The 23,250-nt window shown below is 66.5% G+C and carries 24 protein-coding genes; 14 read left to right on the top strand and 10 right to left on the bottom strand.

What is annotated here, in order from left to right; genetic code table 11:
- The first annotated feature begins 115 nt into the window (after positions 1-115).
- Positions 116-802 (top strand): response regulator transcription factor, encoded by a 687-nt coding sequence (locus OEW28_RS00995; protein ID WP_263732868.1) that lies wholly within the window; start codon positions 116-118, stop codon positions 800-802.
- A gap of 102 nt (positions 803-904) precedes the next feature.
- Here the strand turns inward: OEW28_RS00995 and OEW28_RS00990 are convergent, their stop codons facing one another.
- Positions 905-1,444, bottom strand: a complete 540-nt coding sequence (locus OEW28_RS00990) for a hypothetical protein (RefSeq protein ID WP_263732867.1) — start codon at positions 1,442-1,444, stop codon at positions 905-907.
- A gap of 133 nt (positions 1,445-1,577) precedes the next feature.
- Here OEW28_RS00990 and OEW28_RS00985 point away from each other — a divergent pair, with 133 nt between their 5' ends.
- Positions 1,578-2,366: an exodeoxyribonuclease III gene (locus tag OEW28_RS00985; protein WP_263732866.1), complete on the top strand. Its 789-nt coding sequence runs from the start codon at positions 1,578-1,580 to the stop codon at positions 2,364-2,366.
- Between the two features lie 60 nt (positions 2,367-2,426).
- On the opposite strand, the gene OEW28_RS00980 is transcribed toward OEW28_RS00985, so the two are convergent.
- Entirely contained in the window at positions 2,427-3,704 is a 1,278-nt protein-coding gene (locus OEW28_RS00980; protein ID WP_263732865.1) for a 4-aminobutyrate--2-oxoglutarate transaminase, read from the bottom strand.
- Between the two features lie 133 nt (positions 3,705-3,837).
- On the opposite strand from OEW28_RS00980, the gene OEW28_RS00975 reads away from it, so the two are divergent.
- The 4 genes from OEW28_RS00975 to OEW28_RS00960 all read left to right on the top strand — a co-directional run bounded on the left by OEW28_RS00975 (position 3,838) and on the right by OEW28_RS00960 (position 5,841).
- On the top strand, positions 3,838-4,407 hold the full coding sequence (locus OEW28_RS00975; protein WP_263732864.1) for a cupin domain-containing protein: 570 nt from the start codon (positions 3,838-3,840) through the stop codon (positions 4,405-4,407).
- Positions 4,408-4,491: 84 nt separating this feature from the next.
- Entirely contained in the window at positions 4,492-5,157 is a 666-nt protein-coding gene (gene pgsA / locus OEW28_RS00970; RefSeq protein WP_263732863.1) for a CDP-diacylglycerol--glycerol-3-phosphate 3-phosphatidyltransferase, read from the top strand.
- On the top strand, positions 5,154-5,402 hold the full coding sequence (gene moaD, locus OEW28_RS00965; RefSeq protein ID WP_263732862.1) for a molybdopterin converting factor subunit 1: 249 nt from the start codon (positions 5,154-5,156) through the stop codon (positions 5,400-5,402). The genes pgsA and moaD overlap by 4 nt, the downstream gene beginning before the upstream one ends.
- A gap of 1 nt (position 5,403) precedes the next feature.
- Positions 5,404-5,841, top strand: coding sequence for a molybdenum cofactor biosynthesis protein MoaE (locus OEW28_RS00960; RefSeq protein ID WP_263732861.1), 438 nt, complete (start codon positions 5,404-5,406; stop codon positions 5,839-5,841).
- 9 nt (positions 5,842-5,850) lie between these two features.
- Here the strand turns inward: OEW28_RS00960 and OEW28_RS00955 are convergent, their stop codons facing one another.
- From OEW28_RS00955 to ubiA, 3 genes are all read right to left on the bottom strand, one after another.
- Positions 5,851-6,180 carry a hypothetical protein gene (locus OEW28_RS00955; RefSeq protein ID WP_263732860.1) on the bottom strand — a complete coding sequence of 110 codons (330 nt, stop codon included), beginning with the start codon at positions 6,178-6,180 and terminating at the stop codon, positions 5,851-5,853.
- A gap of 19 nt (positions 6,181-6,199) precedes the next feature.
- On the bottom strand, positions 6,200-8,122 hold the full coding sequence (locus OEW28_RS00950; protein ID WP_263732859.1) for an OmpA family protein: 1,923 nt from the start codon (positions 8,120-8,122) through the stop codon (positions 6,200-6,202).
- A gap of 64 nt (positions 8,123-8,186) precedes the next feature.
- Positions 8,187-9,155 carry a 4-hydroxybenzoate octaprenyltransferase gene (gene ubiA, locus OEW28_RS00945; RefSeq protein WP_263732858.1) on the bottom strand — a complete coding sequence of 323 codons (969 nt, stop codon included), beginning with the start codon at positions 9,153-9,155 and terminating at the stop codon, positions 8,187-8,189.
- Between the two features lie 12 nt (positions 9,156-9,167).
- Between ubiA and OEW28_RS00940 the strand changes: the two genes are divergently transcribed.
- Genes OEW28_RS00940 through OEW28_RS00925 form a run of 4 tightly spaced genes read left to right on the top strand, consistent with a single transcriptional unit; the run spans position 9,168 to position 12,639 of the window.
- Complete coding sequence (locus OEW28_RS00940) at positions 9,168-9,908, top strand: 16S rRNA (uracil(1498)-N(3))-methyltransferase (protein WP_263732857.1); 741 nt, start codon at positions 9,168-9,170, stop codon at positions 9,906-9,908.
- Between the two features lie 14 nt (positions 9,909-9,922).
- Positions 9,923-10,702, top strand: a complete 780-nt coding sequence (locus tag OEW28_RS00935; protein WP_263732856.1) for a hypothetical protein — start codon at positions 9,923-9,925, stop codon at positions 10,700-10,702.
- Entirely contained in the window at positions 10,699-11,211 is a 513-nt protein-coding gene (locus OEW28_RS00930) for a hypothetical protein (RefSeq protein ID WP_263732855.1), read from the top strand. Before OEW28_RS00935 ends, OEW28_RS00930 begins: the two co-directional genes overlap by 4 nt.
- A gap of 57 nt (positions 11,212-11,268) precedes the next feature.
- A complete protein-coding gene (locus tag OEW28_RS00925; RefSeq protein ID WP_263732854.1) occupies positions 11,269-12,639 on the top strand; it encodes a glutamate--cysteine ligase in 1,371 nt (456 codons plus the stop codon).
- Here the strand turns inward: OEW28_RS00925 and OEW28_RS00920 are convergent.
- From OEW28_RS00920 to OEW28_RS00905, 4 genes are all read right to left on the bottom strand, one after another.
- The gene (locus OEW28_RS00920) at positions 12,633-13,040 is read right to left on the bottom strand and encodes a DUF805 domain-containing protein (RefSeq protein WP_263732853.1); all 408 of its coding nucleotides are present in this window, start codon (positions 13,038-13,040) and stop codon (positions 12,633-12,635) included. The genes OEW28_RS00925 and OEW28_RS00920 overlap by 7 nt on opposite strands.
- 141 nt (positions 13,041-13,181) lie before the next feature.
- The gene (gene plsY, locus OEW28_RS00915) at positions 13,182-13,787 is read right to left on the bottom strand and encodes a glycerol-3-phosphate 1-O-acyltransferase PlsY (protein ID WP_263732852.1); all 606 of its coding nucleotides are present in this window, start codon (positions 13,785-13,787) and stop codon (positions 13,182-13,184) included.
- A gap of 1 nt (position 13,788) precedes the next feature.
- Positions 13,789-15,063 (bottom strand): dihydroorotase, encoded by a 1,275-nt coding sequence (gene pyrC, locus OEW28_RS00910; RefSeq protein ID WP_263732851.1) that lies wholly within the window; start codon positions 15,061-15,063, stop codon positions 13,789-13,791.
- On the bottom strand, positions 15,060-16,022 hold the full coding sequence (locus OEW28_RS00905; RefSeq protein WP_263732850.1) for an aspartate carbamoyltransferase catalytic subunit: 963 nt from the start codon (positions 16,020-16,022) through the stop codon (positions 15,060-15,062). Before OEW28_RS00905 ends, pyrC begins: the two co-directional genes overlap by 4 nt.
- A gap of 105 nt (positions 16,023-16,127) precedes the next feature.
- On the opposite strand from OEW28_RS00905, the gene OEW28_RS00900 reads away from it, so the two are divergent.
- From OEW28_RS00900 to OEW28_RS00885, 4 genes are all read left to right on the top strand, one after another.
- Entirely contained in the window at positions 16,128-16,922 is a 795-nt protein-coding gene (locus OEW28_RS00900; RefSeq protein ID WP_263732849.1) for a uracil-DNA glycosylase, read from the top strand.
- Positions 16,919-17,461 carry a molybdenum cofactor biosynthesis protein B gene (gene moaB / locus OEW28_RS00895; protein WP_263732848.1) on the top strand — a complete coding sequence of 181 codons (543 nt, stop codon included), beginning with the start codon at positions 16,919-16,921 and terminating at the stop codon, positions 17,459-17,461. The genes OEW28_RS00900 and moaB overlap by 4 nt, the downstream gene beginning before the upstream one ends.
- A gap of 95 nt (positions 17,462-17,556) precedes the next feature.
- On the top strand, positions 17,557-18,993 hold the full coding sequence (locus tag OEW28_RS00890; RefSeq protein WP_263732847.1) for an efflux RND transporter periplasmic adaptor subunit: 1,437 nt from the start codon (positions 17,557-17,559) through the stop codon (positions 18,991-18,993).
- A gap of 1 nt (position 18,994) precedes the next feature.
- On the top strand, positions 18,995-22,330 hold the full coding sequence (locus tag OEW28_RS00885) for an efflux RND transporter permease subunit (RefSeq protein ID WP_263732846.1): 3,336 nt from the start codon (positions 18,995-18,997) through the stop codon (positions 22,328-22,330).
- Here OEW28_RS00885 and OEW28_RS00880 read toward each other — a convergent pair.
- Positions 22,327-23,151, bottom strand: a complete 825-nt coding sequence (locus OEW28_RS00880) for a protein-disulfide reductase DsbD domain-containing protein (protein WP_263732845.1) — start codon at positions 23,149-23,151, stop codon at positions 22,327-22,329. The two genes, OEW28_RS00885 and OEW28_RS00880, sit on opposite strands and share 4 nt — an antisense overlap.
- Positions 23,152-23,250 lie beyond the last annotated feature (99 nt).

Here is a 23,250-nt window from a genome sequence, read left to right as displayed (position 1 = left end):
AAGCAAATTGAAACATTTCCCCGACTACCCACAACTCCGTGTGAAAACCTGTTGCAAACCTTGCCGATGTTCAGGTCTGGCCGCATCTGAAGGGAAATGAAATGGAGGGCACGCCTTGGTCAACCTCAAGAAAATTCTTCTGGTCGATGATGACGACGACCTGCGGGAAGCTTTGGCAGAACAACTGGTGATGACCGAAGACTTCGATGTCTTCGAAGCCGCCACGGGCGCCGAGGCGATCGACAAGGTCAAGGAGGGAATCTACGACCTGGCGATCCTGGATGTGGGCCTTCCCGACACCGACGGGCGTGAGCTTTGCAAGCGGATGCGCAAGCAGGGGGTGAAGTGCCCGATCGTCATGCTGACGGGGCATGACAGTGACGCCGACACGATCCTGGGACTGGACGCGGGCGCAAACGACTATGTCGCCAAGCCCTTCAAGTTCCCGGTGCTTCTGGCCCGTCTGAGGGCGCAGCTTCGTACCCATGAACAGTCCGAGGACGCCGTGTTTCAGTTGGGGCCCTACACCTTCAAGCCGGCGATGAAGATGCTGATCGACGAAAAGGACCGCAAGATCCGCCTGACCGAGAAGGAAACCAATATCCTGAAGTTTCTTTACCGCGCGTCCGAAGGCGTGGTGCCACGGGATGTGCTTCTGCATGAGGTCTGGGGATACAACGCCGGTGTGACTACACACACTTTGGAAACACACATTTATCGTTTGAGACAAAAAATAGAACCAGATCCGTCAAACGCTCGCCTTCTTGTTACGGAAAGTGGTGGATATAGGCTGGTGGCGTAAACAATCGAATCCCCTCGCCGCTTCGGGGTCATGAGGCGGCATCCTCCCTGTTGGACTGACCCGGGCACTGCCCGGGTCTTTTTTTGACTTTGGGGAATGTCCTCAGGGCGCGGGCCGCACGGTCGACTCCGGCATCGTGACGCCGGCAAGGAACGGATAGGCGATGGCGGCAAGCTGCTGCCGCTCGGGTCCGTCGACGCGCAGGAAGTACCAGGTGCCGTCTTCCTGAACCGCCAGCAGCGGCTGTTCGTTGATCGTGGACGTGCCGTTCGCGGTGGCGGTGAACCGCGTGGGGATCAGCACCCAGGTCACGGTGCTGCCGTCGGGCATCACACCGTCCTCGGCTTTCAGGGTCGATTTCCCGGCGGCCAGGTTGCTGAACCGGGTGCCCTTCATCAGGGACTCGGTCTGTTCGGTCAGAACCTGCGTCAGCTTTGATGTCTCGACCCCTGTCGATCCCGCGAAGACATTCAGGATCCGCGGCGGCATCGAGGCCACGATCTTTTCGGCACTTCCCGCTCCGATCGCCTCGAGGTAGGCGTCGACGGACACGGACAGGGTCTCGGCCTCGGACCCGGTCAGGGGCCGGGCCTGGGCGGGAAGGGCAAGGACAAGCGACAGAAGGATTGCGGCCAGACGCATGAGGCACTCCATTGATTGCCCGTCAGGTCTCGCACGCGATGCCGGGCTCCTTCAAGGCCCGGCGGAAAGGACCGGCGCATTGCCGCCCGCGGGTGGGGCAGCTATGGTCGCGCCGCAAGAACAGGAGATCAAGATGCCCTTCACGCTCGCCACCTGGAACATCAACTCGGTCCGCCTGCGCGAAGGGCTTGTGGCCAAGCTCCTGTCCGAGGAGTTGCCGGACGTGCTTTGCCTTCAGGAATGCAAGAGCCCTGTCGACAAGATCCCGACCGAGGCGTTCGGCGCGTTGGGCTACACCCACATGGTGGCGCGGGGGCAGAAGGGCTACAACGGGGTCGCGATCCTGTCCAAACTGCCGTTGAAAGAGGTCGCGGCCTTTGACTTCGCCGACCTGGGCCATGCCCGCCACGTCGCTGCGCAACTGGAGAACGGAGTCACCATCCACAACTTCTACGTTCCCGCCGGCGGCGACATTCCTGACCGTGCGGCGAACGAGAAGTTCGGGCAGAAGCTCGACTACGTCGCGGCGATGCGGGATTGGGCGCACCGGGACAGGCCCGAGAAATCCATCCTGGTCGGAGACCTGAACATCGCCCCGCGCGAGGATGACGTCTGGAACCACAAGCAGCTTCTCAAGATCGTCAGCCACACACCGGTGGAAACCGCGCTTCTGAACGAGGCGATCGACGCGGGCAAATGGGTGGACGTGACCCGGCAGGACATCCCGGAGGGGTTGCTATACAGCTGGTGGTCCTACCGGTCCCCGGACTGGGACGCCGCCGACAAGGGCCGTCGGCTGGATCATGTCTGGGCCACGCCGGACATATCGAACGCCGCCCACGGCAGCCGCGTCCTGCGTGCCGCGCGGGGGTGGGAACAGCCCTCGGATCACGCGCCGGTCTTCGCGTCCTTCGATCTTTGAGGGCGCTCAAAAGGAAAACGGCCGCCCCTGGGGCGGCCGGTTTGTCTTGAAGGTGCCTCATCAGGCCGCGCGCGCCGCGCGCATCGCCTCTTCCAGCTTGCCAAGCGCTTCCGTGAAGACGTCGTCCTGGATTGTCAGCGGCGACAGAAAGCGGATGACGTTGCCGTGCACGCCGCAGGTCAGCAGCAGAAGCCCGCGCTTCAGCGCCTCGGTCCGTACCTTGTTGGCGAAATCCGCCGAAGGCTTGCCGGTCGTCGCATCGTTGAACTCGACCGCGTTCATGAAACCGGGTCCGCGGATGTCGACGATTTCGGGAATGTCGCCGCGCAGCGATTCAAGGTGCTGCTTCAGGCGCGAGCCCAACTGGTTGGCGCGGTCGCACAGGCCCTCTTCCTCGATCACGTCGAGGACCGCGTTGGCCGCGGCGATCCCCATCGGGCTCCCGCCGTAGGTGCCGCCCAGTCCGCCCGGCGCGGGGGCGTCCATGACCTCGGCGCGGCCGGTGACGGCGGCCAGCGGGAAGCCGCCCGCCAGCGCCTTGGCCATGGTCATCAGGTCGGGTTCCACATCGTGATGTTCCATCGCGAACATCTTGCCGGTGCGGGCAAAGCCGGTCTGCACCTCGTCGGCGATCAGGAGGATGCCGTGTTCGTCGCAGATCGCGCGCAGCGCCTTGAAGAAGTCGCGTGGCGCTTCATAGAAGCCGCCCTCGCCCTGCACGGGCTCGACGATGATCGCGGCCACGCGCTTGGGGTCGACATCGGCCTTGAAGAGGTAGTTCAGCGTGTCAAGCGACTGCTGCACCGAAACACCGTGCAGGCCGACCGGGAACGGGACGTGGAACACATCGTTCGGCATCGCGCCGAAGCCCACCTTGTAGGGCACCACCTTGCCGGTCAGCGCCATCCCCATGAAGGTCCGGCCATGGAAGGCGCCGGTGAAAGCGACGACGGCCTGGCGGCCGGTCGCGGCGCGGGCGATCTTGACGGCGTTTTCAACCGCCTCGGCGCCGGTGGTGACGAAGATCGACTTTTTCTCGCCCGAGATCGGGACGATGGTGTTCAGCCGCTCGGCCAGCCGGACATAGTTTTCATAGGGCACGACCTGGTGACAGGTATGGGTGAAGTGGTCCAGCTGATCCTTCACCGCCTCGATCACCTTGGGATGGCGGTGACCGGTGTTGACCACCGCGATACCAGCGGCGAAGTCGATGTAGCGGTTGCCTTCCTTGTCCCAGATCTCGGCGTTTTCCGCCTTGTCCACGAAAATCTGGGTCATGACGCCGACGCCGCGCGACATGGCGGACTTGCGGCGGGCTTCGATCTCGGCGTTCTGCATTGCAGCCTCCTTGGCGAACTTTGGCGGCATCCTTACAGCGGAGGGCGGCGTTGATCAATATTGCGAATTGATGCCTAATAAATTTATCATTATGAGAAGCGGCCAGCAGGTCGCTGTGTCGCGGAGAAGCGAAATGGACTTTGATACCGGGGCACGGCTGAAGGAAGAGCGCGAGCGCCGCCGGATGTCGCAGCGCCAGCTTGCCGCCGTGACCGGCGTGACAAGCGGCATGATATCGCTGATCGAGCAGAACCGGACCAGCCCGTCGATCGCGACGCTCAAGAAGATACTCGTGGGGCTCGACATCACGCTGAGCGACTTCTTCGCGACGCCCGAGGAAAGCGGACCCAAATGGTACTTCCGCAAGCACGAGCTGCGCGAAATCACGCCCTCGGCCAAGCGCGGGGAAGCCGAAGGCGGCGTGAACTTCCGGCAGATCGGGCGCCCCGGGGCAAGCCCGATCCAGATGCTTCACGAAACCTACGCGCCGGGCGCGGACACGGGCCCCGAGCTTTACAGTCACGATGCCGAAGAGGCGGGGATCGTGTTGTCGGGCCGCATCAGCGTGACCGTCGGATCGGAAACCCAGTTGCTTGAGGCGGGCGATGGCTATCTGTTCAACAGCCGCACCCCGCACCGTTTCCACAATCCGGGTCCCGAGGAATGCGTGGTTGTGTCGGCCTGCACGCCGCCCACGTTCTGAGCCCATCTTGCGTTTCCGCAAATCCGCGAGGCGGTGATCTGATCCCCCTTCCCCCCGCGTTCCGCTGCGGTTAGGTTGCCAGCCATGAAGTGGACGATCCCGAACATATTGACGGTCTTGCGCCTTCTCGCCGCGCCGGGCGTGGCGATCATGTTCCTGTACTTCCACCGGCCGTGGGCCGACTGGTTCGCGCTCGCGCTTTTCGTGACCGCGGCGGTCACCGACTATTTCGACGGCTATCTTGCGCGGCAGTGGAAGCAGGAATCCAAGTTCGGGGCGATGCTGGATCCCATCGCGGACAAGGCGATGGTCGTGATCGCGATCATGGTCATCACCGGCTATTCCGGGATGAACCCCTGGCTCATCCTGCCCGCGACCGTGATCCTGTTCCGCGAGGTCTTCGTGTCTGGTCTGCGAGAGTTCCTGGGCAACCAGGCCGCGCTGCTGAAGGTCACCAAGCTGGCCAAGTGGAAGACGACCGCGCAGATGATCGCGATAGCCATCCTGTTCCTTGGCACGGGTCTGGAGCATCTTGAGGGCATCGCGCGGCGCGGTCTGACCCCCGACCAGTACGCCGAACTTGTCACGCAGGGGCTGGCCGATCCGATCCGCAGTTGCGGGGCGCGTGGCTGTTCCTCGGTCGCGACGATGATCGGGCTTGCGGTGATCTGGGTCGCCGCGCTTCTGACGTTCCTGACCGGCTGGGAATATTTCCGGAAAGCCCTGCCGTTCCTGAAGGACGAGAAATGATCGACGTTCTTTACTTTGCATGGGTGCGCGAACGCATCGGGCTGCCGCGCGAGAGGGTTGAAACGGACGCGGCCACCGTGGCCGAGCTGATCGAAGAGCTGAAGGCGCGCGAAGACCGCTATGCGCTGGCCTTTTCCGACCTGCGCGCCCTTCGCGTGGCGCTGGACCAGGAGCTGTCGGATTTCTCGGCGCCGCTCAAAGGGGTGAGGGAGGTCGCGTTCTTCCCGCCGATGACGGGGGGCTAGAGTGGATATACGCGTTCAGGCTGCACCCTTCGATTTCGGCGCGGAATGCGGGCGCTTTGGCCAGGGCGACGGCCGTGCGGGCGCGGTGGTGACGTTCCTGGGCCTGGTTCGCGGCGCGGACGGGATGTCGCGGATGGAGATCGAGCATTATCCCGGCATGACAGAAAAGGCGCTTGCCAAGATCGCCGAAGATGCACGCGCGCGCTGGTCGCTGTCCGATCTTCTGATCATTCACCGCTACGGACCGTTGGCGCCGGGCGATGCGATCATGATGGTCGCGACGGCCGCGCGGCACCGCAAGGCCGCGTTCGAGGCGGCGGAGTTCCTGATGGACTACCTGAAATCCCGCGCGCCTTTCTGGAAGAAGGAATTCGGCCCGGATGGGGCCGAATGGGTCCAGGCAAAGGATGATGACGAGGCGGCGCTTGATCGCTGGTAGGCTGGCGATTCAGCCTGCGGCGTTGCTCCGTTCGATGTAGTCGCGCAGTTCTTCCGCCTCGGCGCGCGCCATGCGAAGTCCCTCCATCGCGGCGCGCAGTTCGGCCTCGCACTGCGAAAGCTTGCGCGTCAGTTCCAGTTCGCGCTCTTCCATGTAGGCCAGGGATCTGTCCCTGGCTTCCTCTGCCTCGTGAAGTTCGTGCGCCATCTGTTCCAGCTCGCCCATGCCGGCGTGCGTGACCCGCGTCAGGCGATGCAGCAGCCAGGATGCGAACCATCCCAGCAGAAAGGCCAGGAATAGAACAATCGCCGTGGCGATGATGAAGTCTGTCCTGTTCACGTCCCGGGCCTCCCCGCCCTCACTCGCTGGTCTTAGGCGCCGCGTTTCCGGCGCGTTCGGGGCGTTTCCTCGGTCGCGGCGTGTCGGGGCCGGGAACGATCGCCATGGGCACCACCGTACCGTCTTCGGCGACGGTGAGAAGACGGAATTCGATCCGACGGTTCTGTTCGCGCCCTTCTTCGGTGTCGTTCGTCGCGATGGGGATGGTTTCGCCGTACCCCACGGCACTCAGGTTGCCGGTCAGAACCCTGCGCGCCATCAGCGCCTGAACGACCGACTGCGCCCGCGACCGGGACAGGTTCATGTTCATCTCGTCGCTGCCCTGGCTGTCGGTGTGGCCGGCGACCTCTATCTGCGCGTCTGCGCAGTCCCTGAGATGGTCGGCGATCGTGTCGAGCGTGTCGTTCGCCGACGCCGCGATCCGGGCCGAACCCGGTTCGAAGTCGATCTTCTGTTCGCTCAGGGCCGAATTGATGGCCGCCACGCATTCCTCGGGTGAAGGCAGGGTGACCTCGGGCACCACGACGGGCACGTAGGAGATGTCGATCTGGAACTTCTGCGCCTCGCCCAGCTTGTCCGAGAGGATGCGCGCGACGTCGTCGCGGGCATCGGGCTGGTCCGTCGTGCCGGAAATGAAGACCCGATCGGCGCGCACCCGGACCTGACCGGACTGCAGATGGCCAAGCGCCTCAAGCGCGGCAAGGACGCGGATCGACCACCCTTTGGGCAAGCCCGGGTCAAGCCGGGTCGCAGCATAGACCTCGGCAGCGCCGAACCTTGAACGCGCGTAGCTTTCCACAGCTTCGCGTGCCAGCTGGTCGGTGACGCGCCCGCGCAGTTCGACGCCGCCGTCTTCGCTCAGGATCGCAGAGAATTCCTGCACCCCCTCGCTCTGAGAGCTGGCGGCGTCACCCTCGGCCAGCACGGCGTGAAGTGAAAACACTTCGGGAAGGTTGGATTCCAGTTCACCAACGACGCGATCGAACAGCTCCTGCGCGACCGCAGCGTCCGCGACCAGCGAAACGTCGGCGTCCGAAAAGGTGATGACGGCCTTGCCAAGCTTTGCCGTCGCGTCGATCCCCATCGCCACCGCCTGCGCCCAGTCGGGGCTGGGTACCCCCAGACCGATGGTGCAGGTGACCTTGTCGTTGATCCCGGCCCTGGTCGCCGCGGCGATGATGCGATCGCGCGCCCTTTCGCTGTTGGCCGAACAGGCATCGAAGCGCGCCCCGGCCTCGTCTGCGACGAAGCGCAGCGTGAAGGGCGCGATCACCGGCCGCGGCGCCGAGATATCAAGGCTCAGTTGCAGCGCTGCCGGCTTGGCGCGGCGCAGTTCGGCTTCGATCCGCGCCTTTTCCACCGCGCTGGTCGAGATCGCCATCACCGACACGTTGTCGGCCGTGACCGAGATCTTTGAGCGCGAAAGCGACTCCATCGCGCGCAGCCCGAAATCGACGGCGGCCTGCCAGCCCTCGGGTTCCGGATGTTCCGAGGTTTCAAGCATGTCGGTCACCTGGCCATCGCCCGCCATGTCCGACAGCCGCTCGACGATGGCGCCGTGCGCCGCTTCGGAGGGCACAAGGCCGATCAGCGAAATCCCGTCGCCGTTGCGCAGGATCTCGAGCGTAAACTCCGGAAGCCCGAGCGCCGAGGGGTCGACTACGTCCATCCTGTCCACGATGCTGCGGCCGTCGACCACGGTTCCCGCCGCTGACAGGGCGCGGAAGCGCAGGGCCTCGCTTGGCGCCATTCCGGACAGGGTCACCTGCAGACCGTCCACGGACACCTCGGCCCAGTCGTAGCCGCCGTCGTCCAGCGCCGTGCGCACGGCCCGCGCCGCACGGTGCTCGATCGCGAAGGCCGCCCAGACCGCGGCAAGAATCGACAGGGCCGCCGCCGCTGCGAATACGCCCGCGCCGATCGTTTTGGGGGACAACTTCATCCGGCGGAAAACCTCGCTGGGTAATTGAACGCTCTCTCTTACGGCCCGTCGGGGGGCGGATCAATCAGAGGAACCCGGCACAGGCAAGAAACAGCGCAGGCAGCAGTCCGGCATTCCGGTTCGTTCGAAACAGCCTGAGACAGTTTTCGGGATCATCGATGTCAAGGCGCGAAATCTGCCAGAACAGGTGCCATCCAAGCGCCCAGGGCGCCGCCAGGGCGACGATCAGCGCCAGCACGCCCGATCCCGGACCAAGCGCCAGCAGCACCGCAAGGCCCATCAGCGTCACCGCGGCGACCAGGAATCGCGCCAGCCACTTGCCGGTGTCCGCGCCGAAAAGCCGGGCCGTGGACTTCACGCCGATCAGCACGTCGTCCTCCTTGTCCTGATGTGCGTAGATCGTATCGTAGAAAAGCGTCCACGCGATCCCCGAGGCATAGAGCAGCCAGGCGGGAAGGCCGGGCCAGTCGCCCGAATGCGCGGCCCAGGCAACCGGAACGCCCCAGTTGAAGGCCAGCCCCAGGACCGCCTGCGGCCACCAGGTGAAGCGCTTGGCAAAGGGATAAAGCGCCACGATGCCCAGCGACGATACCCCCAGCAGAACCGCGGTCCAGTCGAAGGTCAGAAGGATCAGCCCGGCCAGCGCCATCTGCGCGAACATCCAGGCCACGGCCTGTTTCACCGTGACCTGACCCGATGGAATCGGGCGCGACCGCGTGCGCGCCACGGCCGCGTCGAAGTCGCGGTCGGTGATGTCGTTCCAGGTGCAGCCCGCCCCGCGCATGAGCCAGGCGCCAAGCCCGCAGCCGATCGCGATCCACAGGTCGAAAAGCCGCCAGCCGTCCACCGCGGCAGCAAGTGCCAGCCCCCAAAGACAGGGAAGCAGCAGCAGCCATGTCCCGATCGGGCGGTCGGCCCGGCTGAGCCTCAGGTAGGGCCGGCTGAACTCCGGGGCGAACCGGTCGACCCAGTTTCCCCGAACCGCATCAGAGACCTGCCCGCCGGGCTCTGGCTTTTGCTCGGTCGGGGTCATAAGTTCGGCCTCATGTCGTCAGCTAAGATCAGACTTTGTGTAGACCATCCGCTTGGCCCGGGGCAATCGGTTCCCCTGGACGAGGCGCAGGCGCATTACCTTTTCGGTGTGATGCGGCAGGGCGTTGGCGGTCAGGTCCTGGTCTTCAACGGCCGCGACGGCGAATGGCTGGCCGAAGTCGCAGAGGCGGGAAAGCGCAAGGGTGCGCTGTCCTGCATGGCGCAGACGGCGGCACAGACGCAGGCGCCTGACCTTTGGCTTCTGTTCGCGCCGGTCAAGAAGGCCCGGACCGACTTCATCGTGGAAAAGGCGGTGGAGCTTGGCGCTGCGCGGATCGTGCCGGTTGCGACGGATTTCACAAACGCGGAACGCCTGCGGCGCGACAAGGCCGAAGCCCATGTGCGTGAGGCGGCCGAACAGTGCGGCGCGCTTCACCTGCCCGAGGTCGACGACATCGCACCTTTGGCCAAGGTGCTTGCGCGTTGGGACCCCGCGCGCCGGATCCTCTGGGCTGACGAGGACGCGGCGGGCCGGTCGTCGGCGCTTCAGGCCCTGCTGAACGAAATGCCGGGACCTTGGGCAATCCTGATCGGGCCCGAGGGCGGGTTTTCCGGCGCCGAGCGCACTCGGCTTCGCGCCTTGCCCTTCGTGCGGCCGGTGCCGCTTGGTCCCAGGATACTGCGCGCGGAAACGGCAGCGCTTGCCGCGCTGGTGCTCTGGCAGGCGGCGCTTGGCGACTGGCGGCAGGAATGAGCGGCCCGGCGCAGATGACCCCGCCGCGTCTTCACGTCATCACTGCGCGCGACTGCGCCGCCGCGATTGTCCTCAGGCGCGGGCCAAGCCGCTGGGTCGCCAGCATCGGCTGGAACCGCGACGACGATAGCTTCGAGCTTGGTCAATGGTTTCACGGTCGCATCTACGAACACCGCTGTGACCTGTCGCCGGACGGGCGGCACCTGGTCTGCTTCGCGGGCAAGGGCGGGACGCGTTGGTGGACCGCTGTTTCGCGGGCGCCCTGGCTCACCTCGATCGCGCACATGCCGCAGGACAGCACCTGGGGCGGCGGCGGCGGCTTTCCTGAATCCGGGCAGCTCTGGCTGAACGGAGTTGGACCGGCCGAGTCCCTGCCGACCCGTGAACTGCACCAAGCGCCCGCAAACGCCTTTCCCCATTCGACGGACGGCTTTCACATGGGGGACACCTATGCGGCGCTGATGCAGGCCCGCGGCTGGCGCCGGCTGGACGGCGCGGGCTACGCCGCAATACTGGCCCGCGATGTCCCGGGAGGCGGGCGGTTAGAGCTGTCCTTCGCCCTGGGCGAACCGCGGCGCGCGATCGTTTCCAACCGCTACGCCCTGATCGGCTCTGATGGCGCGCGGGTGGAAACCCGCTGGGAATGGGCCGACATCTGGCAAGACCGCCTGCACTACGCCCAAGGCGGTGCCCTGTGGGAGAGGGGACCGGACGGGGCGGCCCGGCTCATCCGGGCGTTCGATGACATGGCCCCGGCGCGCCGGCAGGCACCCTATCAGGGAGTGTCGCGATGAGCTTCATACGGCCCGAACTGCAAAAGGGCCTGTGGCGCTGGCGCGAGGTCCTGTTTGCCGCGGGCCTGGTGGCCGTCGCGCTCTGGATCACCCGGCTGGGTGGCTATGTCTTTATCCCGCTCGGGCTTGTGCTGGGTGCGCTTGGCCTTGGCTGGGGCGCGGTCGCCGTGCGCCGGCTGCGTTTCGCGCGAACCGTCGATGCGCCCGGCATGGTCGAGATCGACGAAGGCCAGATCGGCTATCTGGGACCGACCTTCGGCGGCTATGTCGCGCTGCGCGAACTGACCGAGATCCGGCTGATCGACATCCACGGCAAGCGCCACTGGCGGCTCAGGCAGGCGGATGGACAGGTTCTGTTGATCCCGATTGCCGCCGCCGGGGCGGATCGGCTGCACGATGCCTTTGCCGCGCTTCCCGGCATTGATCTGGGTGCGCTTTCGCGCGCACTCGATGCGCGCGAGGGCACAGAGATTCTCTGGCAGAGATCCGCGCATGCGGCCTTGACTTGACCCTGCCAACTCGCCCCTCTATGCGCCTTGAGTGCGCAATCAGGCGGAGCCCACCAGATGTCCATTCCTCAGTCCGGCGGCGGTCCGATCGAACGCTTCGAGCAACTGGCCGAATACATGGCCTCGGGCGAAAAGCCCAAGGATGACTGGCGCATCGGGACCGAGCACGAGAAGTTCGGCTACTGCAAGGACACGCTGGCGCCCTTGCCCTACGACGGGCCGCGCTCGATCAAGGCCATGCTGGAAGGGCTGCGCGACCGTTTCGGTTGGGATCCCGTCTACGAACAGGACAACATCATCGGCCTGACCAAGGACGGCGCCAATGTCTCGCTTGAACCCGGCGGGCAGCTTGAGCTTTCGGGCGCGCCGCTCGAAACGATTCACCAGACCTGCGACGAGGTGAACGAACACCTGCGCGAGGTGCACGAGATCGCCGACCGCATCGGCGCCCGGTTCATCGGGCTGGGCGCGGCGCCGGAATGGACGCATGACCAGATGCCGATGATGCCGAAGGGGCGCTACCGGCTGATGACCGACTACATGGGCCGGGTCGGTACCCATGGCACGCAGATGATGTACCGGACCTGCACGGTGCAGGTGAACCTCGACTTCGCGTCCGAGGCAGACATGGTCAAGAAACTTCGCGTGGCGCTGAGCCTTCAGCCCGTCGCGACCGCGCTGTTCGCGAATTCCCCGTTCTTCGAGGGCAAGCCCAACGGCCACAAGTCCTGGCGCAGCCGGATCTGGCGCGACCTGGACGGGGCGCGCACGGGCATGCTGCCCTTCGTGTTCGAGGACGGCATGGGCTATCAGCGCTATGTGGACTACGTTCTCGACGTGCCGATGTATTTCGTCTACCGCGACGGCAAGTACATCAATGCGCTTGGCCAGTCGTTCCGCGACTTCCTGAAGGGCGAACTGCCCGCGCTGCCGGGTGAAAAGCCCACCCTGTCGGACTGGGCAGACCACATGACGACAGTCTTCCCGGAGGCGCGCGTCAAGAAGTATATCGAGATGCGCGGCGCGGACGGCGGCCCCTGGCGCCGCCTTTGCGCGCTGCCCGCGCTGTGGGTCGGCCTGCTTTACGACCAGTCTGCTCTGGATGCCGCCTGGGACCTCTGCAAGAACTGGAACGATGAGACGAGAGAGGCGCTGCGCGTCGCGGCCTCCGTCGACGCGCTTCAGGCGGAAGCGGGCGGCGTTCGGATGCTGGATCTTGCACGGGACGTCGTCGCGATCGCCGAAGCCGGACTCAAGGCGCGGGCGAAGCCCGGCGCAGGCGGCATGGTACCGAATGAGACGCACTTCCTGAACGCGCTTCAGGAAAGCGTCGAAACGGGCAAGGTGCCCGCCGATGAACTTCTGGAAAAGTATCACGGCGAATGGGCGGGCGACCTGTCCCGCGTCTACGCCGAATACAGCTACTGACGGTTCACCCTTGGGATAGACGTTCCCGCGCCGGCTTCGCCCGGGGCGGGGCCAAAGTCGTTTTCCCCTTCCTCGCTGGGCTGGGCAAGGAACCAGATCAGGACAAGGAAGCCCAGGATGGGGATGAAGATCAGCAGCAGCCACCAGCCGCTGCGGCCCGTGTCATGCAGGCGCCGGACGGCGGCGGCCAGGCTGGGCAGGATCGTCACCAGAGAGAAGATCGTCGAAATCGGCTGCATGGACTGCGCATGCATGCCGAAAAGCGCGAAGTCCAGCACGCTCAGAACGATGTTCGCAATGAACAGGAACAGGACGAACCACCAGTACTCGGGCCGCGTGGCGCGCCCCCTGAAGGTTGCGTATTTGTTGAAGCAGGTCTTGACCGCAGTCCAGAAATCCATCGCGCCCTCCTCGTTTCCGCTGCGCCGAGTGTCTGGCAGACGCATTGGCAGCGCAAGGGTGTCGGCGCACCCTTCCAGCCGCTTTCGGCGCCGCGCCCGTTGCCCCGCGCCGGCGAGATTTCCCCGATCACTTGCCCCCGATCACTTGCCCCCGATCCGGGGCTCCTCTCCGGCGATGATCCGGGCGATGTTGGACCGGTGCCGCCAGAAGACAAGCGCGGCAAGGATCACGATCAGCACCACCATGTCGCCATGCCCCAGGACCACCGCCCAGGCCGCCGACAGCGCCGCCGACACCAGCGCGCCCAGGGATGAGCGCCGCGTCAGCAACGCCGCGACCAGCCAGGTGCCACAGGCTGCAAGTCCCACGGGCCAGGCAAGGGCAAGCACCGTGCCCAGAAAGGTCGCAACACCCTTGCCGCCCTTGAATCTCAGCCAGACCGGGTAGAGGTGGCCCAGAAAGGCGGCAAGCCCGGCGATCTGGGCCGCGTCCCCGCCCGCCAGCGCGCGCGCGATCAGCACCGCGACCGCGCCCTTGCCGCCGTCGAGGATCAGCGTGGCAAACGCGGCTGGCTTGCTGCCGGTGCGCAGCACGTTCGTCGCACCGATGTTGCCGGACCCGATCTTGCGCACGTCGCCCAGGCCCAACGCCCTGGTGATCACAAGGCCGAAGGGAACGGAGCCAAGCAGATAGCCCAGAAGCGCCGTCAGGATCAGGACCGTCGCCCCGCTTGTCAGTTCCGGCATCTTACGCCTCCGCGCCGAAGACCTGTCTTCCGGCGACCCATGTCGCCAGCACACGGCCTTCCATCCTCTGCCCGTCAAAGGGCGTGTTCTTCGACTTTGACCTGAGCTTGAAGCGATCCAGCACGAAGGGCGTGTCGGGATCGAAAAGCACGAGGTCCGCTGGCGCGCCCTGGGCCAGCCGCCCCTGCGGCAGGCCCAGACGGCCCGCGGGGTTCAGCGCCATCGCCCGGAACAGCTGCGGCAGCGTCAGATGCCCGGCATGGTAAAGCCGCAGCGCCGCCGGCAGGAAGGTTTCCAGCGCCACCGCGCCGGCCGCCGCGTCCTCATAGGGCAGGCGTTTCGATTCCTCGTCCTGCGGCGTGTGCATCGACGATATGATGTCGATCACGCCCGAGGCCACCGCCTCGACGGTGGCCAGCCTGTCATCCTCGCTTCTCAGCGGCGGCTTGACCTTGAAGAAGGTGCGGTAGTCGCCGACGTCGAATTCGTTCAGCGTCAGGTGGTGGATCGAGGTGCCGGCGGTCACGTCGAAGCCGTTTCTCTTCGCCCGCTCCAGCGGCGGCAGCGCCCTTGCCGTGGTGATCTGGTCAAAGTGGTACCTGACCCCGGTCATCTCGACCAGGCCCATGTCGCGGTCGAAACCGATGCGCTCGGCCATCGGCGACACGCCGGGAAGGCCGCGCAGGCTGGCGAACTTGCCCGAAGTCGTGGCCGCGCCCTTCGAAAGGCCCGGCTCCTGCGGGTGCCCCATCACCAGCGCGCCCAGCGACTTGGCGTAGGTCAGCGCGCGGGACAGGACCTTGGTGTCGGTCACGACATGATCGCAGTCGGTAAAAGCGATGGCGCCCGCGTCCAGAAGAAACCCGATCTCGGTCATCTCGCGCCCTTCGCGGCCCTTGGTCAGGGCGGCCATGTGGCGGATACGGACGGGCGAGGCTTCGGCCGCGCGGCGGGTGACGAACTCCAGCGTTTCTGGGTTGTCGATGGCCGGGTGCGTGTCGGGGCGGGCGATGATCGTCGTGACGCCGCCCGCGGCGGCTGCAAGGCCGGCGGAGCGGAACGACTCCTTGTGCCGCTCGCCCGGCTCGCCGATCTTGACGCCCAGGTCGACGATGCCGGGCGCCAGGCAGCGACCCTCGCAGTCGAAGACGTTCGCGCCCTTCGGGGCATCGCCGTTCAGCGCGGAAATCACGCCGTCTTCGATAGTGACCGAGCCTTCGGACTGGGTCAGCCCTTCGGGGTCGATCAGGCGGGCATTGATCAGGTGCAGGGTCATACCATCACCCCCGCAGCCCTGGCCCCGCGCTCGGCCCTCAGGTTGCGCGCCAGCAGGTCCATGCAGGCCATCCGGACGGCGACGCCCATCTCGACCTGGTGCTGGATGACACTGCGGTTGATGTCATCGGCCAGTTCGCCGTCGATCTCGACCCCTCGGTTCATGGGGCCCGGATGCATGACGATCGCGTCTTCCTTCGCGAAGGCCAGCTTTTCCGCGTCCAGTCCGAAACGGTGGTAGTATTCGCGTTCCGACGGGATGAAGCCGCCGTCCATCCGTTCGCGTTGCAGGCGAAGCATCATCACCACGTCGCAGTCCTTCAGCCCTTCGCGCATGTCCTGGTAGACCTCGCAGCCCAGGTCACCCACGCCCGAGGGCATCAGCGTCGGCGGGCCGATCAGGCGCACCCGGTTTTCCATCTTGCCCAGCAGAATCAGGTTCGACCGGGCGACCCGGCTGTGGGCGATGTCGCCGCAGATGGCGACGGTCAGGCGCTGGATCCGGCCCTTGGCGCGCCGAATCGTCAGCGCGTCCAGAAGCGCCTGTGTCGGGTGTTCGTGCCGCCCGTCGCCCGCGTTCAGCACCGCGCAATTGACCTTCTGCGCCAGAAGGTCCACCGCGCCCGAGGCCGGGTGGCGCACGACCAGGAGGTCGGGGTGCATGGCGTTCAAGGTCATCGCCGTGTCGATAAGGGTTTCCCCCTTCTTCACGCTGGAATGGGCGACCGACATGTTCATCACGTCCGCCCCCAGCCGCTTGCCCGCGAGCTCGAACGACGCCTGGGTGCGCGTCGACGCTTCGAAGAACATGTTGATCTGCGTCATGCCTGCAAGCGCGTCGGAATGCTTCACCGTGCGCCGGTTCAGGTCGACATAGGTCTCTGCCAGGTCAAGGACGGTGCGAATCTCTTCCGGGGCAAGGTGCTCGATCCCCAGAAGATGCCGCGCGCGGAATGTCATCAGGGCCTCCGGTCCATTTCAGGGGCTTATGGCAAAAGGACGCGGTTCGGGCAACGGCGAATACGCGCCTTGTGGTCGCCTTGGCGCCAGCCTAGCTTGGCGGGCATGGACATGACCCTTGCCCAGATGGATTTCGCAACCGCCCGCGCGCTCTATGAGTGGCAGGTGGAGCTTGGCGCTGACGAGGCGGTGGGCGACCTGCCGGTGAACCGCTACGAGCAGGAGCAGCCCGCGGTGAAAGCCTCCAGATCCGCGCCCGGCGCCCCGAATCCCGCGCCGCAGCCTGCGGCGGCCGATCCGGTTGAGGCCGCTGCTGCTGCGGCGGCGCGTGCCGCATCCCTGGAACAGCTCGCCACGGCGCAGTCGGCCTACGACCTGTGCGACCTGAAGAAGGGCGCGCGCAATTTCGTCTTCGCCGACGGCAACCCCGAAGCGCGGGTGATGATCATCGGCGAGGCTCCGGGCCGGGACGAGGATATCGAGGGTCGGCCTTTCGTCGGGCGGGCGGGGCAGCTTCTGGACCGGATGTTCGCGGCGATCGGTCTTGCCCGGACCGCGCACCATCCCGTGGAGGCGATCTACATCACCAATGTCATGCCATGGCGCCCGCCGCAGAACCGGGACCCCGAGCCTGCCGAGATCGCGATGATGCTGCCTTTCCTGAAACGGCATGTGGAGCTTGTGAATCCGAAGCTGGTCATTCTGATGGGCAACACGCCCTGCGCCGCCGCCTTGGGCCAGCGCGGGATCCTGCGCCTGCGGGGGAACTGGACCGCCGCCTTCGGCAAGCCCGCGCTTCCGATGACCCACCCCGCCTATCTCCTGCGCAATCCCGCCGCCAAGCGCGAGGCCTGGGCGGATCTGCTTGAGATCAAGGCAAGGCTTGAGGATCCCGCATGAGCCGCATCGACGAAACCAAGGACTTCATCCCGGTCCGGATCGCCATCCTGACCGTGTCCGACAGCCGCGGACTTGCAGAGGACAGATCGGGCGAGGCGTTGGTCGCGCGGATCGCCGAAGCCGGACACGTGCTGGCGGCGCGCGACATCGTGCGCGACGAACGCGCCGACATCGCGGCACGGCTGCGTGACTGGTGCGCGGATCCCGGGATCGACGTGATCATATCGACCGGCGGCACGGGCCTGACGGGCCGCGACGTGACGGTCGAGGCGCATCGCGACGTCTACGAGAAGGAGATCGAGGCCTTCGCCACGGTCTTCACCATCGTGTCCATGCAGAAGATCGGCACCTCTGCCGTGCAAAGCCGGGCGACGGGCGGGGTGGCGAACGGCACCTACCTGTTCGCGCTGCCGGGCAGCCCCGGCGCCTGCAAGGATGCCTGGGACGAAATCCTCAAGTGGCAACTCGACTACCGTCACCGGCCCTGCAACTTCGTCGAGATCATGCCGCGCCTGGATGAGCACCTGCGTCGCAAGTAGCGCCGCAGGTCACGCCCGCGTGCGCTGAACGCTTTGAGCTTGGAGGCGCGCGGGCGCGGCTATAGGCTTTGTCCGTTCTGCACGGAAGAAAGACCATGCGTTTCCTATTTCGCAGCCTTCTGGGACTGGTGCATCTTGCCGCAGCCGTCGCGCTGCTGGCGCTTGCCGGTCTGTGGCTGCGCGACTCGATCGAAACGCGGCAGGCTGGTCCCGCGCCGTCCGAGGGCGCGCGCGAACGGGTCTTCGCCGCGAATGTCATCCGGCTTGAACCAGATACGATCGCGCCGGTTCTGACCGCCTATGGCACGGTGCGCAGCAGCCGCACCCTGGAATTGCGTGCCGCAGCCGAAGGAACGATCGTCGAGATCCATCCGAACTTCCTGGAAGGCGGCGCGGTCGGGGCGGGCGAGGTGCTTCTGCGGCTCGACCCGCGCGATGCAGAGGCGGCGCGCGACCTGGCGGCGGCGGACCTGACCTCCGCCCGGCTTGAGCGGCAAGAGGCAGAGAACGCGCTGGGTCTTGCCCGCGACGATCTGGCCGCCGCGGACGTCCAGGCGGAACTGCGCGACAAGGCACTGGGGCGGCTTGAGGATCTTGCGACCAGGGGACTGGGGACAGCCGCCGACCGCGAAGCGGCGGCGCTGGCCGCCTCGGCGGCGGTGCAGGGCGTCCTCACCCGCAGGCAGGCGCTGGCCGAGGCCGAGGCGCGGCTTGACCGTGCGATATCGGCCGTTTCGCGTGCCGAAATCGCGCTGGCCGAGGCCGAGCGGCGCGTGGCCGACACGGTGCTTGAGGCCGGGTTTTCCGGTGTCCTGTCCGAAGTCGCCGCGGTCCGGGGCGGGCTTGTCAGCCGCAACGAAAAGCTGGGGGTGCTGATCGATCCCGCCGCACTTGAAGTGGCGTTCCGCCTTTCCACGGCCGAATTTTCGCGGCTTCTTGACGGGAACGGCGCGCTTCTGCCGCTTCCCGTCGCGGCGACCTCGGGCCTTGCGGAGGCGTCAGGCCAGCTGACCCGCGCGGGAGCGGCCGTGGCCGCAGGCGAAAGCGGGCGGCTGCTGTTCGCCGCGCTGGATCGGGCCGATGGTCTCAGACCCGGCGATTTCGTCAGCGTCGAAGTGACCGAACCGGAACTTCACGCGGTCGCGGAAATTCCCGCCGCCGCGCTTGGGCCGGACGGCTCTGTGCTTCTGGTTGCGGCAGGGGACAGGCTCGAGGCGGCTCAGGTGACGCTGCTGCGCCGTCAGGGCGACAAGGCGATCGTCGCGCCGGGCGACCTTGCCGGGCGCGAAATCGTTGCGGGCCGGTCGCCGCTTCTGGGGCCGGGGATCCGCATCCGCCCCGTCCGCGAGGGCGAGCCTGACGAAGCTGCTCTGATCCCGCTGGCGCCGGAACGCCGCGCGGCGCTTGTCGCGCTGGTCGAGGCCAACGAGGGACTGTCCGCCGGGGCCAAGGCGCGGGTGCTGGCCGAACTGGGCAGGGACTTCGTGCCGGCCGATACGGTGCGGCGCATCGAAGCCCGCAGCGGAGGTTAGGATGGCGCGGCGCGGCGACGGGCTGGTGGCGGGCATCCTGTCCTATTTCACGCGCCACGCGACGGCCGCGAACCTGGTTCTGGTCGTGGTGATGATGGCCGGCCTGGCCGCCATCCCGAACATGCGAACACAATATTTTCCCGACGTTGTGGTGCCCGAGGTCGATGTCACCGTCGTCTGGCCCGGCGCCGGGGCCGCCGATGTGGACCGCGGTATCATCGAGGTGATGGAACCCGCTCTGCGCGCGGTCGAAGGTGTCGAGCGCGCAAGCTCGGTGGCCAGCGAAGGCAGGGCCAGCATCGAGCTTGAGTTCGAGCCGGGCTGGGACCTTTCGCGCGGGCTGGCGGATGTGGAAACAGCGCTGGCAGGCATCACGACGCTTCCGGACGATACCGAAACACCCGAGGTGCGGCGAAGCTCGTGGCGCGACCGCGTGACCGACGTCGTCATCTCGGGTCCCGTCACGGTCGATCAGCTGGGGCGCTTTGCCGATGACTTCGTGACCGAACTGTTCGCCCAGGGTGTCACGCGGGCGACGATCCAGGGCCTTGCCGATCCCGAGATCACGGTCGAGGTCTCGATGGCGTCGCTCCTGCGGCACGATCTGACCCTTGCCGAGATCGCGGATGCGATCGGCGCGGAAACCGGGACGAACCCGGCGGGCGAGGTCGAGGGCGCCAACACGCGGCTGCGGACCGGAACCGAGCGTCGCGCGCCCGACGCGCTGGCGCGGATCGTGCTGCGGAGTGACGCGGACGGCACGACGCTGCGGCTGGGCGACGCCGCCCGCATATCCCAGCAGCCGGCCGACCGGTCCCGCGCCTATTTCGCCGGCACCAATCCGGCGGTCGTGGTCCGCGTCGACCGCTCGGCTGCCGGCGACGCCATCGGCATTCAGGCCAAGGTCGAGCAGGTCGCCGCCGAGATGCGCCCGACCCTGCCGCAAGGCGTTTCGATCGACCTTGTCAGGACCCGGTCCGCCGACATTTCCGCGCGCCTGTCGATCCTTGTCGAAAACGGGGCGCTGGGGCTGGGGCTGGTGCTGATCTTCCTGTTCCTGTTCCTGAACGCCCGCACCGCGTTCTGGGTCGCGGCGGGCATTCCCGCCGCGATGCTGGCAGCCGTCGCCTTCATGTACGCGGCGGGCCTGACGCTGAACATGATATCGCTCTTCGCGCTGATCCTGACCCTTGGCATTGTCGTCGACGATGCCATCGTCGTCGGCGAACACGCCGATTTCCGCGCGCGCAGGCTGGCGGAGCCGCCCCTGGTCGCGGCGGAAACGGCGGTGACCCGCATGGCCGCGCCCGTGTTTTCGTCGACCGTCACGACGATCATAGCCTTCTTGGGCCTGACCGCGATCAGCGGCACCTTCGGACGACTGATCTCGGACATCCCTCTGACCGTGACGGCGGTGCTTGCGGCCTCGCTGCTCGAGGCGTTCCTGATCCTTCCCAACCACATGGCCAAGGCGCTGGCGCATGTGGGCGCCGGGCGCTGGTATGACTGGCCCAGCCGCCAGGTCAACCGCGGCTTCGCCTGGCTGCGTGACCGGGTGGTGCGCCCCCTGACGCGGGCCGCCCTGGCGATGCGCTATGCCGTGCTGGCGGGCGCCATCGCGCTTCTGGCGTTCGAGGTTGGGCTGTTTCTCAGAGGCGACATCACCTGGCGCTTCTTCAACTCGCCGGAACAGGGCGCGGTGACGGGCAATTTCTCGATGCTGTCGGGGGCGCGGCGCGACGATACGCTGGCCTTCGCCTACGCGCTGCAGGAGGCGACCGAAAAGGTCGCGCGCGATTACGAGGAAAGGTATGGCACCTACCCGCTCCGCCATGTCCTGGCCGAGGTGGGGGGCAGCACGGGCCGCTACTTCGGCGCCAGCGACACCCGCGATCCCGACCTGGTCGGTGGCATCTCGATCGAGCTGATCGACGCCGACCTGCGGACATGGTCCAGTTTCCAGTTCCTGGCGGACCTGCAGGAGGCCGCGCCGGCACATCCGCTGCTGGAGGAGCTGTCGTTCCGGGGCGCGCGATTCGGTCCGGCCGCCGACGCGCTGACGGTCCAGCTATCGGGCGCATCCGCACAGGCACTGAAATCGGCCGCCGAAACCCTCAAGACGCGACTTTCGCGCTACCCCGAGGTTTCGGCGCTGGAAGACAGCCTGCCCTATGACAAGGACGAACTGGTTCTGGACCTGACGCCGCAGGGGCAGGCACTGGGCTTCCGGACCGAAGATGTCGGCCGCGAGCTGCGCGCCCGCCTGTCCGGGATCGAGGCGGCGACATTCCCTGCGGGCGCCAGATCGGCCTCGATCCGGGTGGAAATGCCGCCCGAAGACGTTCGCGCCGATTTCCTGGACCATACCCTGCTTCGCACCCCAGCCGGCGCCTATGTCCCGCTGGCCGACATCGTCACTGCCTCGGTCCGGGGGGGCTTTTCCGCGATCCGGCGCGAGGATGGCCGCGCCGTGGTCGAAGTGACCGGCGATCTGGCCGACGACGATCCCGCGCGGGCCGCCGCGATCCTGGACGAGGTCCGGACGATCCTGCTGCCCGAACTCGCCCAGGAATTCGACCTGAGCTACAAACTTTCCGGTCTGAGCGAGGACGAGGGCCGCTTTCTGTCCGACGCGCTCGTGGGGCTGGCCGCCGCGCTTGCGGGCATATTCGCCGTGCTGGCCTGGATCTTCGCAAGCTGGTGGCGACCCGTCGTGGTCATGGCGGTCATTCCCTTCGGCCTGATCGGCGCGTTGCACGGCCACTGGGTCTGGGATGTGCCGCTGTCCATGTTCTCGGTCGTGGGGATGATCGGCATGGCCGGCATCATCGTCAACGATGCGATCGTGCTTGTCGTTGCGGTGGGCGAAGAGGCGCGAAAACGCGCGCTGATCCCGGCCATCGTCGACGCCGTCGCGGGTCGCCTGCGTGCGGTGTTTCTGACCACCGCGACAACCGTCGCGGGCCTTGCCCCGCTGCTTTATGAATCGTCCAAGCAGGCGCAGTTTCTCAAGCCCACGGTCATAACCCTGTGCTACGGCTTGGGCTTCGGGATGGTGCTGGTCCTGATCGTGGTGCCGGTCTTTCTGGTAATCCAGGCCGATGTGGCGCAACAGATCCGCGCGCTGCGCCGCGCCTTTGCCGGGCGCGCCGGGCGACTGCGCGTTCTGGTGTCTTCCCTGGCCATTGCCGTGGCTGCGGGTGTGGCCGCGCTGATCGCGTTCGCGCCGACGGGCGGGGATCTCGGAGAGATTGCGCTTGGCATCGCGGCCGCCGCCCTGATCGTGGCGGCGGGGCTTGCAGTTGCGCTGGCGTTTGCGGGGCGCCGCCGGAGCTAGCCGGTGCAGCCGATCTCTTGCACGGCGCGTCCTGGGGCGAGAACCGTCACCACCACGGATGAGCGGTCAAGCGCGAAGGGGCGGGCCGTCGGTGGCACCAGGTCGGCGACGGAGACGAGCGTTCCGCCCTCGCGCCGCGTTTCGGCAGGCGAGACCCAGATGTCGCCCGCGCCCGCCTCAAGCACCGCCACCTCTTCCCGGCCCAGCGGCGGCATGGTCAGCGTTGCGGTCAGCCGCAATCCGTCGCGAATCGGTTCGACCGTGCAGCGAAAGCCGGTCAGGCCCGCATCCCGGGCGTCTTCAGGCATGCTTGCCAGCGCCTGACGGATTCTCGTATCCGCTTCGCTGCCCGACAGTTCTGCGGATATCGTGAAGGCCACCGGAACGCAGATATCCTCGCAGATGCCGAGTTCCACTTCGGCCGAGGCCGTGATCGGCTGGCTGGCGTCCTGCGGCCGGATCTCGATCGGCAGCACCAACTCGTCGTGAAACCCGAAGGTCGTGTAGCCGCTAAGCTCGAACACCTCCGGCGCCGGCCAGTGATAGGTGACCGAGGCGACGTTCTTCGAGCCGGACCAATCGAATACGGGGGGGATCCCGGCCTCGCCCGGCGCGCGCCAGTATGTCTTCCAGCCCTTGGCCATCGAAAGGCGAAGTGCGGCCATCCGCGTGCCCTCGGGCGTCTGCCATCCGGGCAGAAGCTCGGCCCGGTACAGGTCATCGGGCAAGGACTGGGCGCAGGCCGGGCTCGCCAGAATGGCCAACGCGGCCGAGGCCGCAAGATATCTGCGAATGCTGTTCATCATGACCAATCTAGGCATCCTCGCGCGGAAGGAGAAGTCAACTTTCCGCCAATCGGGCGCCAGATTCCCGATGCAGCCTTGTCACCGGGCGGTTCGAGCGCAATCTTTAGCACAGGA

Source organism: Albidovulum marisflavi (assembly GCF_025751435.1).
Lineage (GTDB): Bacteria > Pseudomonadota > Alphaproteobacteria > Rhodobacterales > Rhodobacteraceae > Albidovulum > Albidovulum marisflavi.
Note: the sequence above shows the minus strand (reverse complement) of the source record. Positions and strands in the feature narration are given on the sequence as shown.

What these genes read in the sequence shown, in the direction of transcription:
- OEW28_RS00990 (WP_263732867.1), bottom strand. Translation starts at nt 1,444, where the DNA reads ATGCGTCTGGCCGCAATCCTTCTGTCGCTTGTCCTTGCCCTTCCCGCC.
- OEW28_RS00985 (WP_263732866.1), top strand. Translation starts at nt 1,578, where the DNA reads ATGCCCTTCACGCTCGCCACCTGGAACATCAACTCGGTCCGCCTGCGC.
- OEW28_RS00980 (WP_263732865.1), bottom strand. Translation starts at nt 3,704, where the DNA reads ATGCAGAACGCCGAGATCGAAGCCCGCCGCAAGTCCGCCATGTCGCGC.
- OEW28_RS00975 (WP_263732864.1), top strand. Translation starts at nt 3,838, where the DNA reads ATGGACTTTGATACCGGGGCACGGCTGAAGGAAGAGCGCGAGCGCCGC.
- pgsA (WP_263732863.1), top strand. Translation starts at nt 4,492, where the DNA reads ATGAAGTGGACGATCCCGAACATATTGACGGTCTTGCGCCTTCTCGCC.
- moaD (WP_263732862.1), top strand. Translation starts at nt 5,154, where the DNA reads ATGATCGACGTTCTTTACTTTGCATGGGTGCGCGAACGCATCGGGCTG.
- OEW28_RS00950 (WP_263732859.1), bottom strand. Translation starts at nt 8,122, where the DNA reads ATGAAGTTGTCCCCCAAAACGATCGGCGCGGGCGTATTCGCAGCGGCG.
- ubiA (WP_263732858.1), bottom strand. Translation starts at nt 9,155, where the DNA reads ATGACCCCGACCGAGCAAAAGCCAGAGCCCGGCGGGCAGGTCTCTGAT.
- OEW28_RS00940 (WP_263732857.1), top strand. Translation starts at nt 9,168, where the DNA reads ATGTCGTCAGCTAAGATCAGACTTTGTGTAGACCATCCGCTTGGCCCG.
- OEW28_RS00935 (WP_263732856.1), top strand. Translation starts at nt 9,923, where the DNA reads ATGACCCCGCCGCGTCTTCACGTCATCACTGCGCGCGACTGCGCCGCC.
- OEW28_RS00930 (WP_263732855.1), top strand. Translation starts at nt 10,699, where the DNA reads ATGAGCTTCATACGGCCCGAACTGCAAAAGGGCCTGTGGCGCTGGCGC.
- OEW28_RS00925 (WP_263732854.1), top strand. Translation starts at nt 11,269, where the DNA reads ATGTCCATTCCTCAGTCCGGCGGCGGTCCGATCGAACGCTTCGAGCAA.
- OEW28_RS00920 (WP_263732853.1), bottom strand. Translation starts at nt 13,040, where the DNA reads ATGGATTTCTGGACTGCGGTCAAGACCTGCTTCAACAAATACGCAACC.
- plsY (WP_263732852.1), bottom strand. Translation starts at nt 13,787, where the DNA reads ATGCCGGAACTGACAAGCGGGGCGACGGTCCTGATCCTGACGGCGCTT.
- pyrC (WP_263732851.1), bottom strand. Translation starts at nt 15,063, where the DNA reads ATGACCCTGCACCTGATCAATGCCCGCCTGATCGACCCCGAAGGGCTG.
- OEW28_RS00905 (WP_263732850.1), bottom strand. Translation starts at nt 16,022, where the DNA reads ATGACATTCCGCGCGCGGCATCTTCTGGGGATCGAGCACCTTGCCCCG.
- OEW28_RS00900 (WP_263732849.1), top strand. Translation starts at nt 16,128, where the DNA reads ATGGACATGACCCTTGCCCAGATGGATTTCGCAACCGCCCGCGCGCTC.
- moaB (WP_263732848.1), top strand. Translation starts at nt 16,919, where the DNA reads ATGAGCCGCATCGACGAAACCAAGGACTTCATCCCGGTCCGGATCGCC.
- OEW28_RS00890 (WP_263732847.1), top strand. Translation starts at nt 17,557, where the DNA reads ATGCGTTTCCTATTTCGCAGCCTTCTGGGACTGGTGCATCTTGCCGCA.
- OEW28_RS00885 (WP_263732846.1), top strand. Translation starts at nt 18,995, where the DNA reads ATGGCGCGGCGCGGCGACGGGCTGGTGGCGGGCATCCTGTCCTATTTC.
- OEW28_RS00880 (WP_263732845.1), bottom strand. Translation starts at nt 23,151, where the DNA reads ATGCCTAGATTGGTCATGATGAACAGCATTCGCAGATATCTTGCGGCC.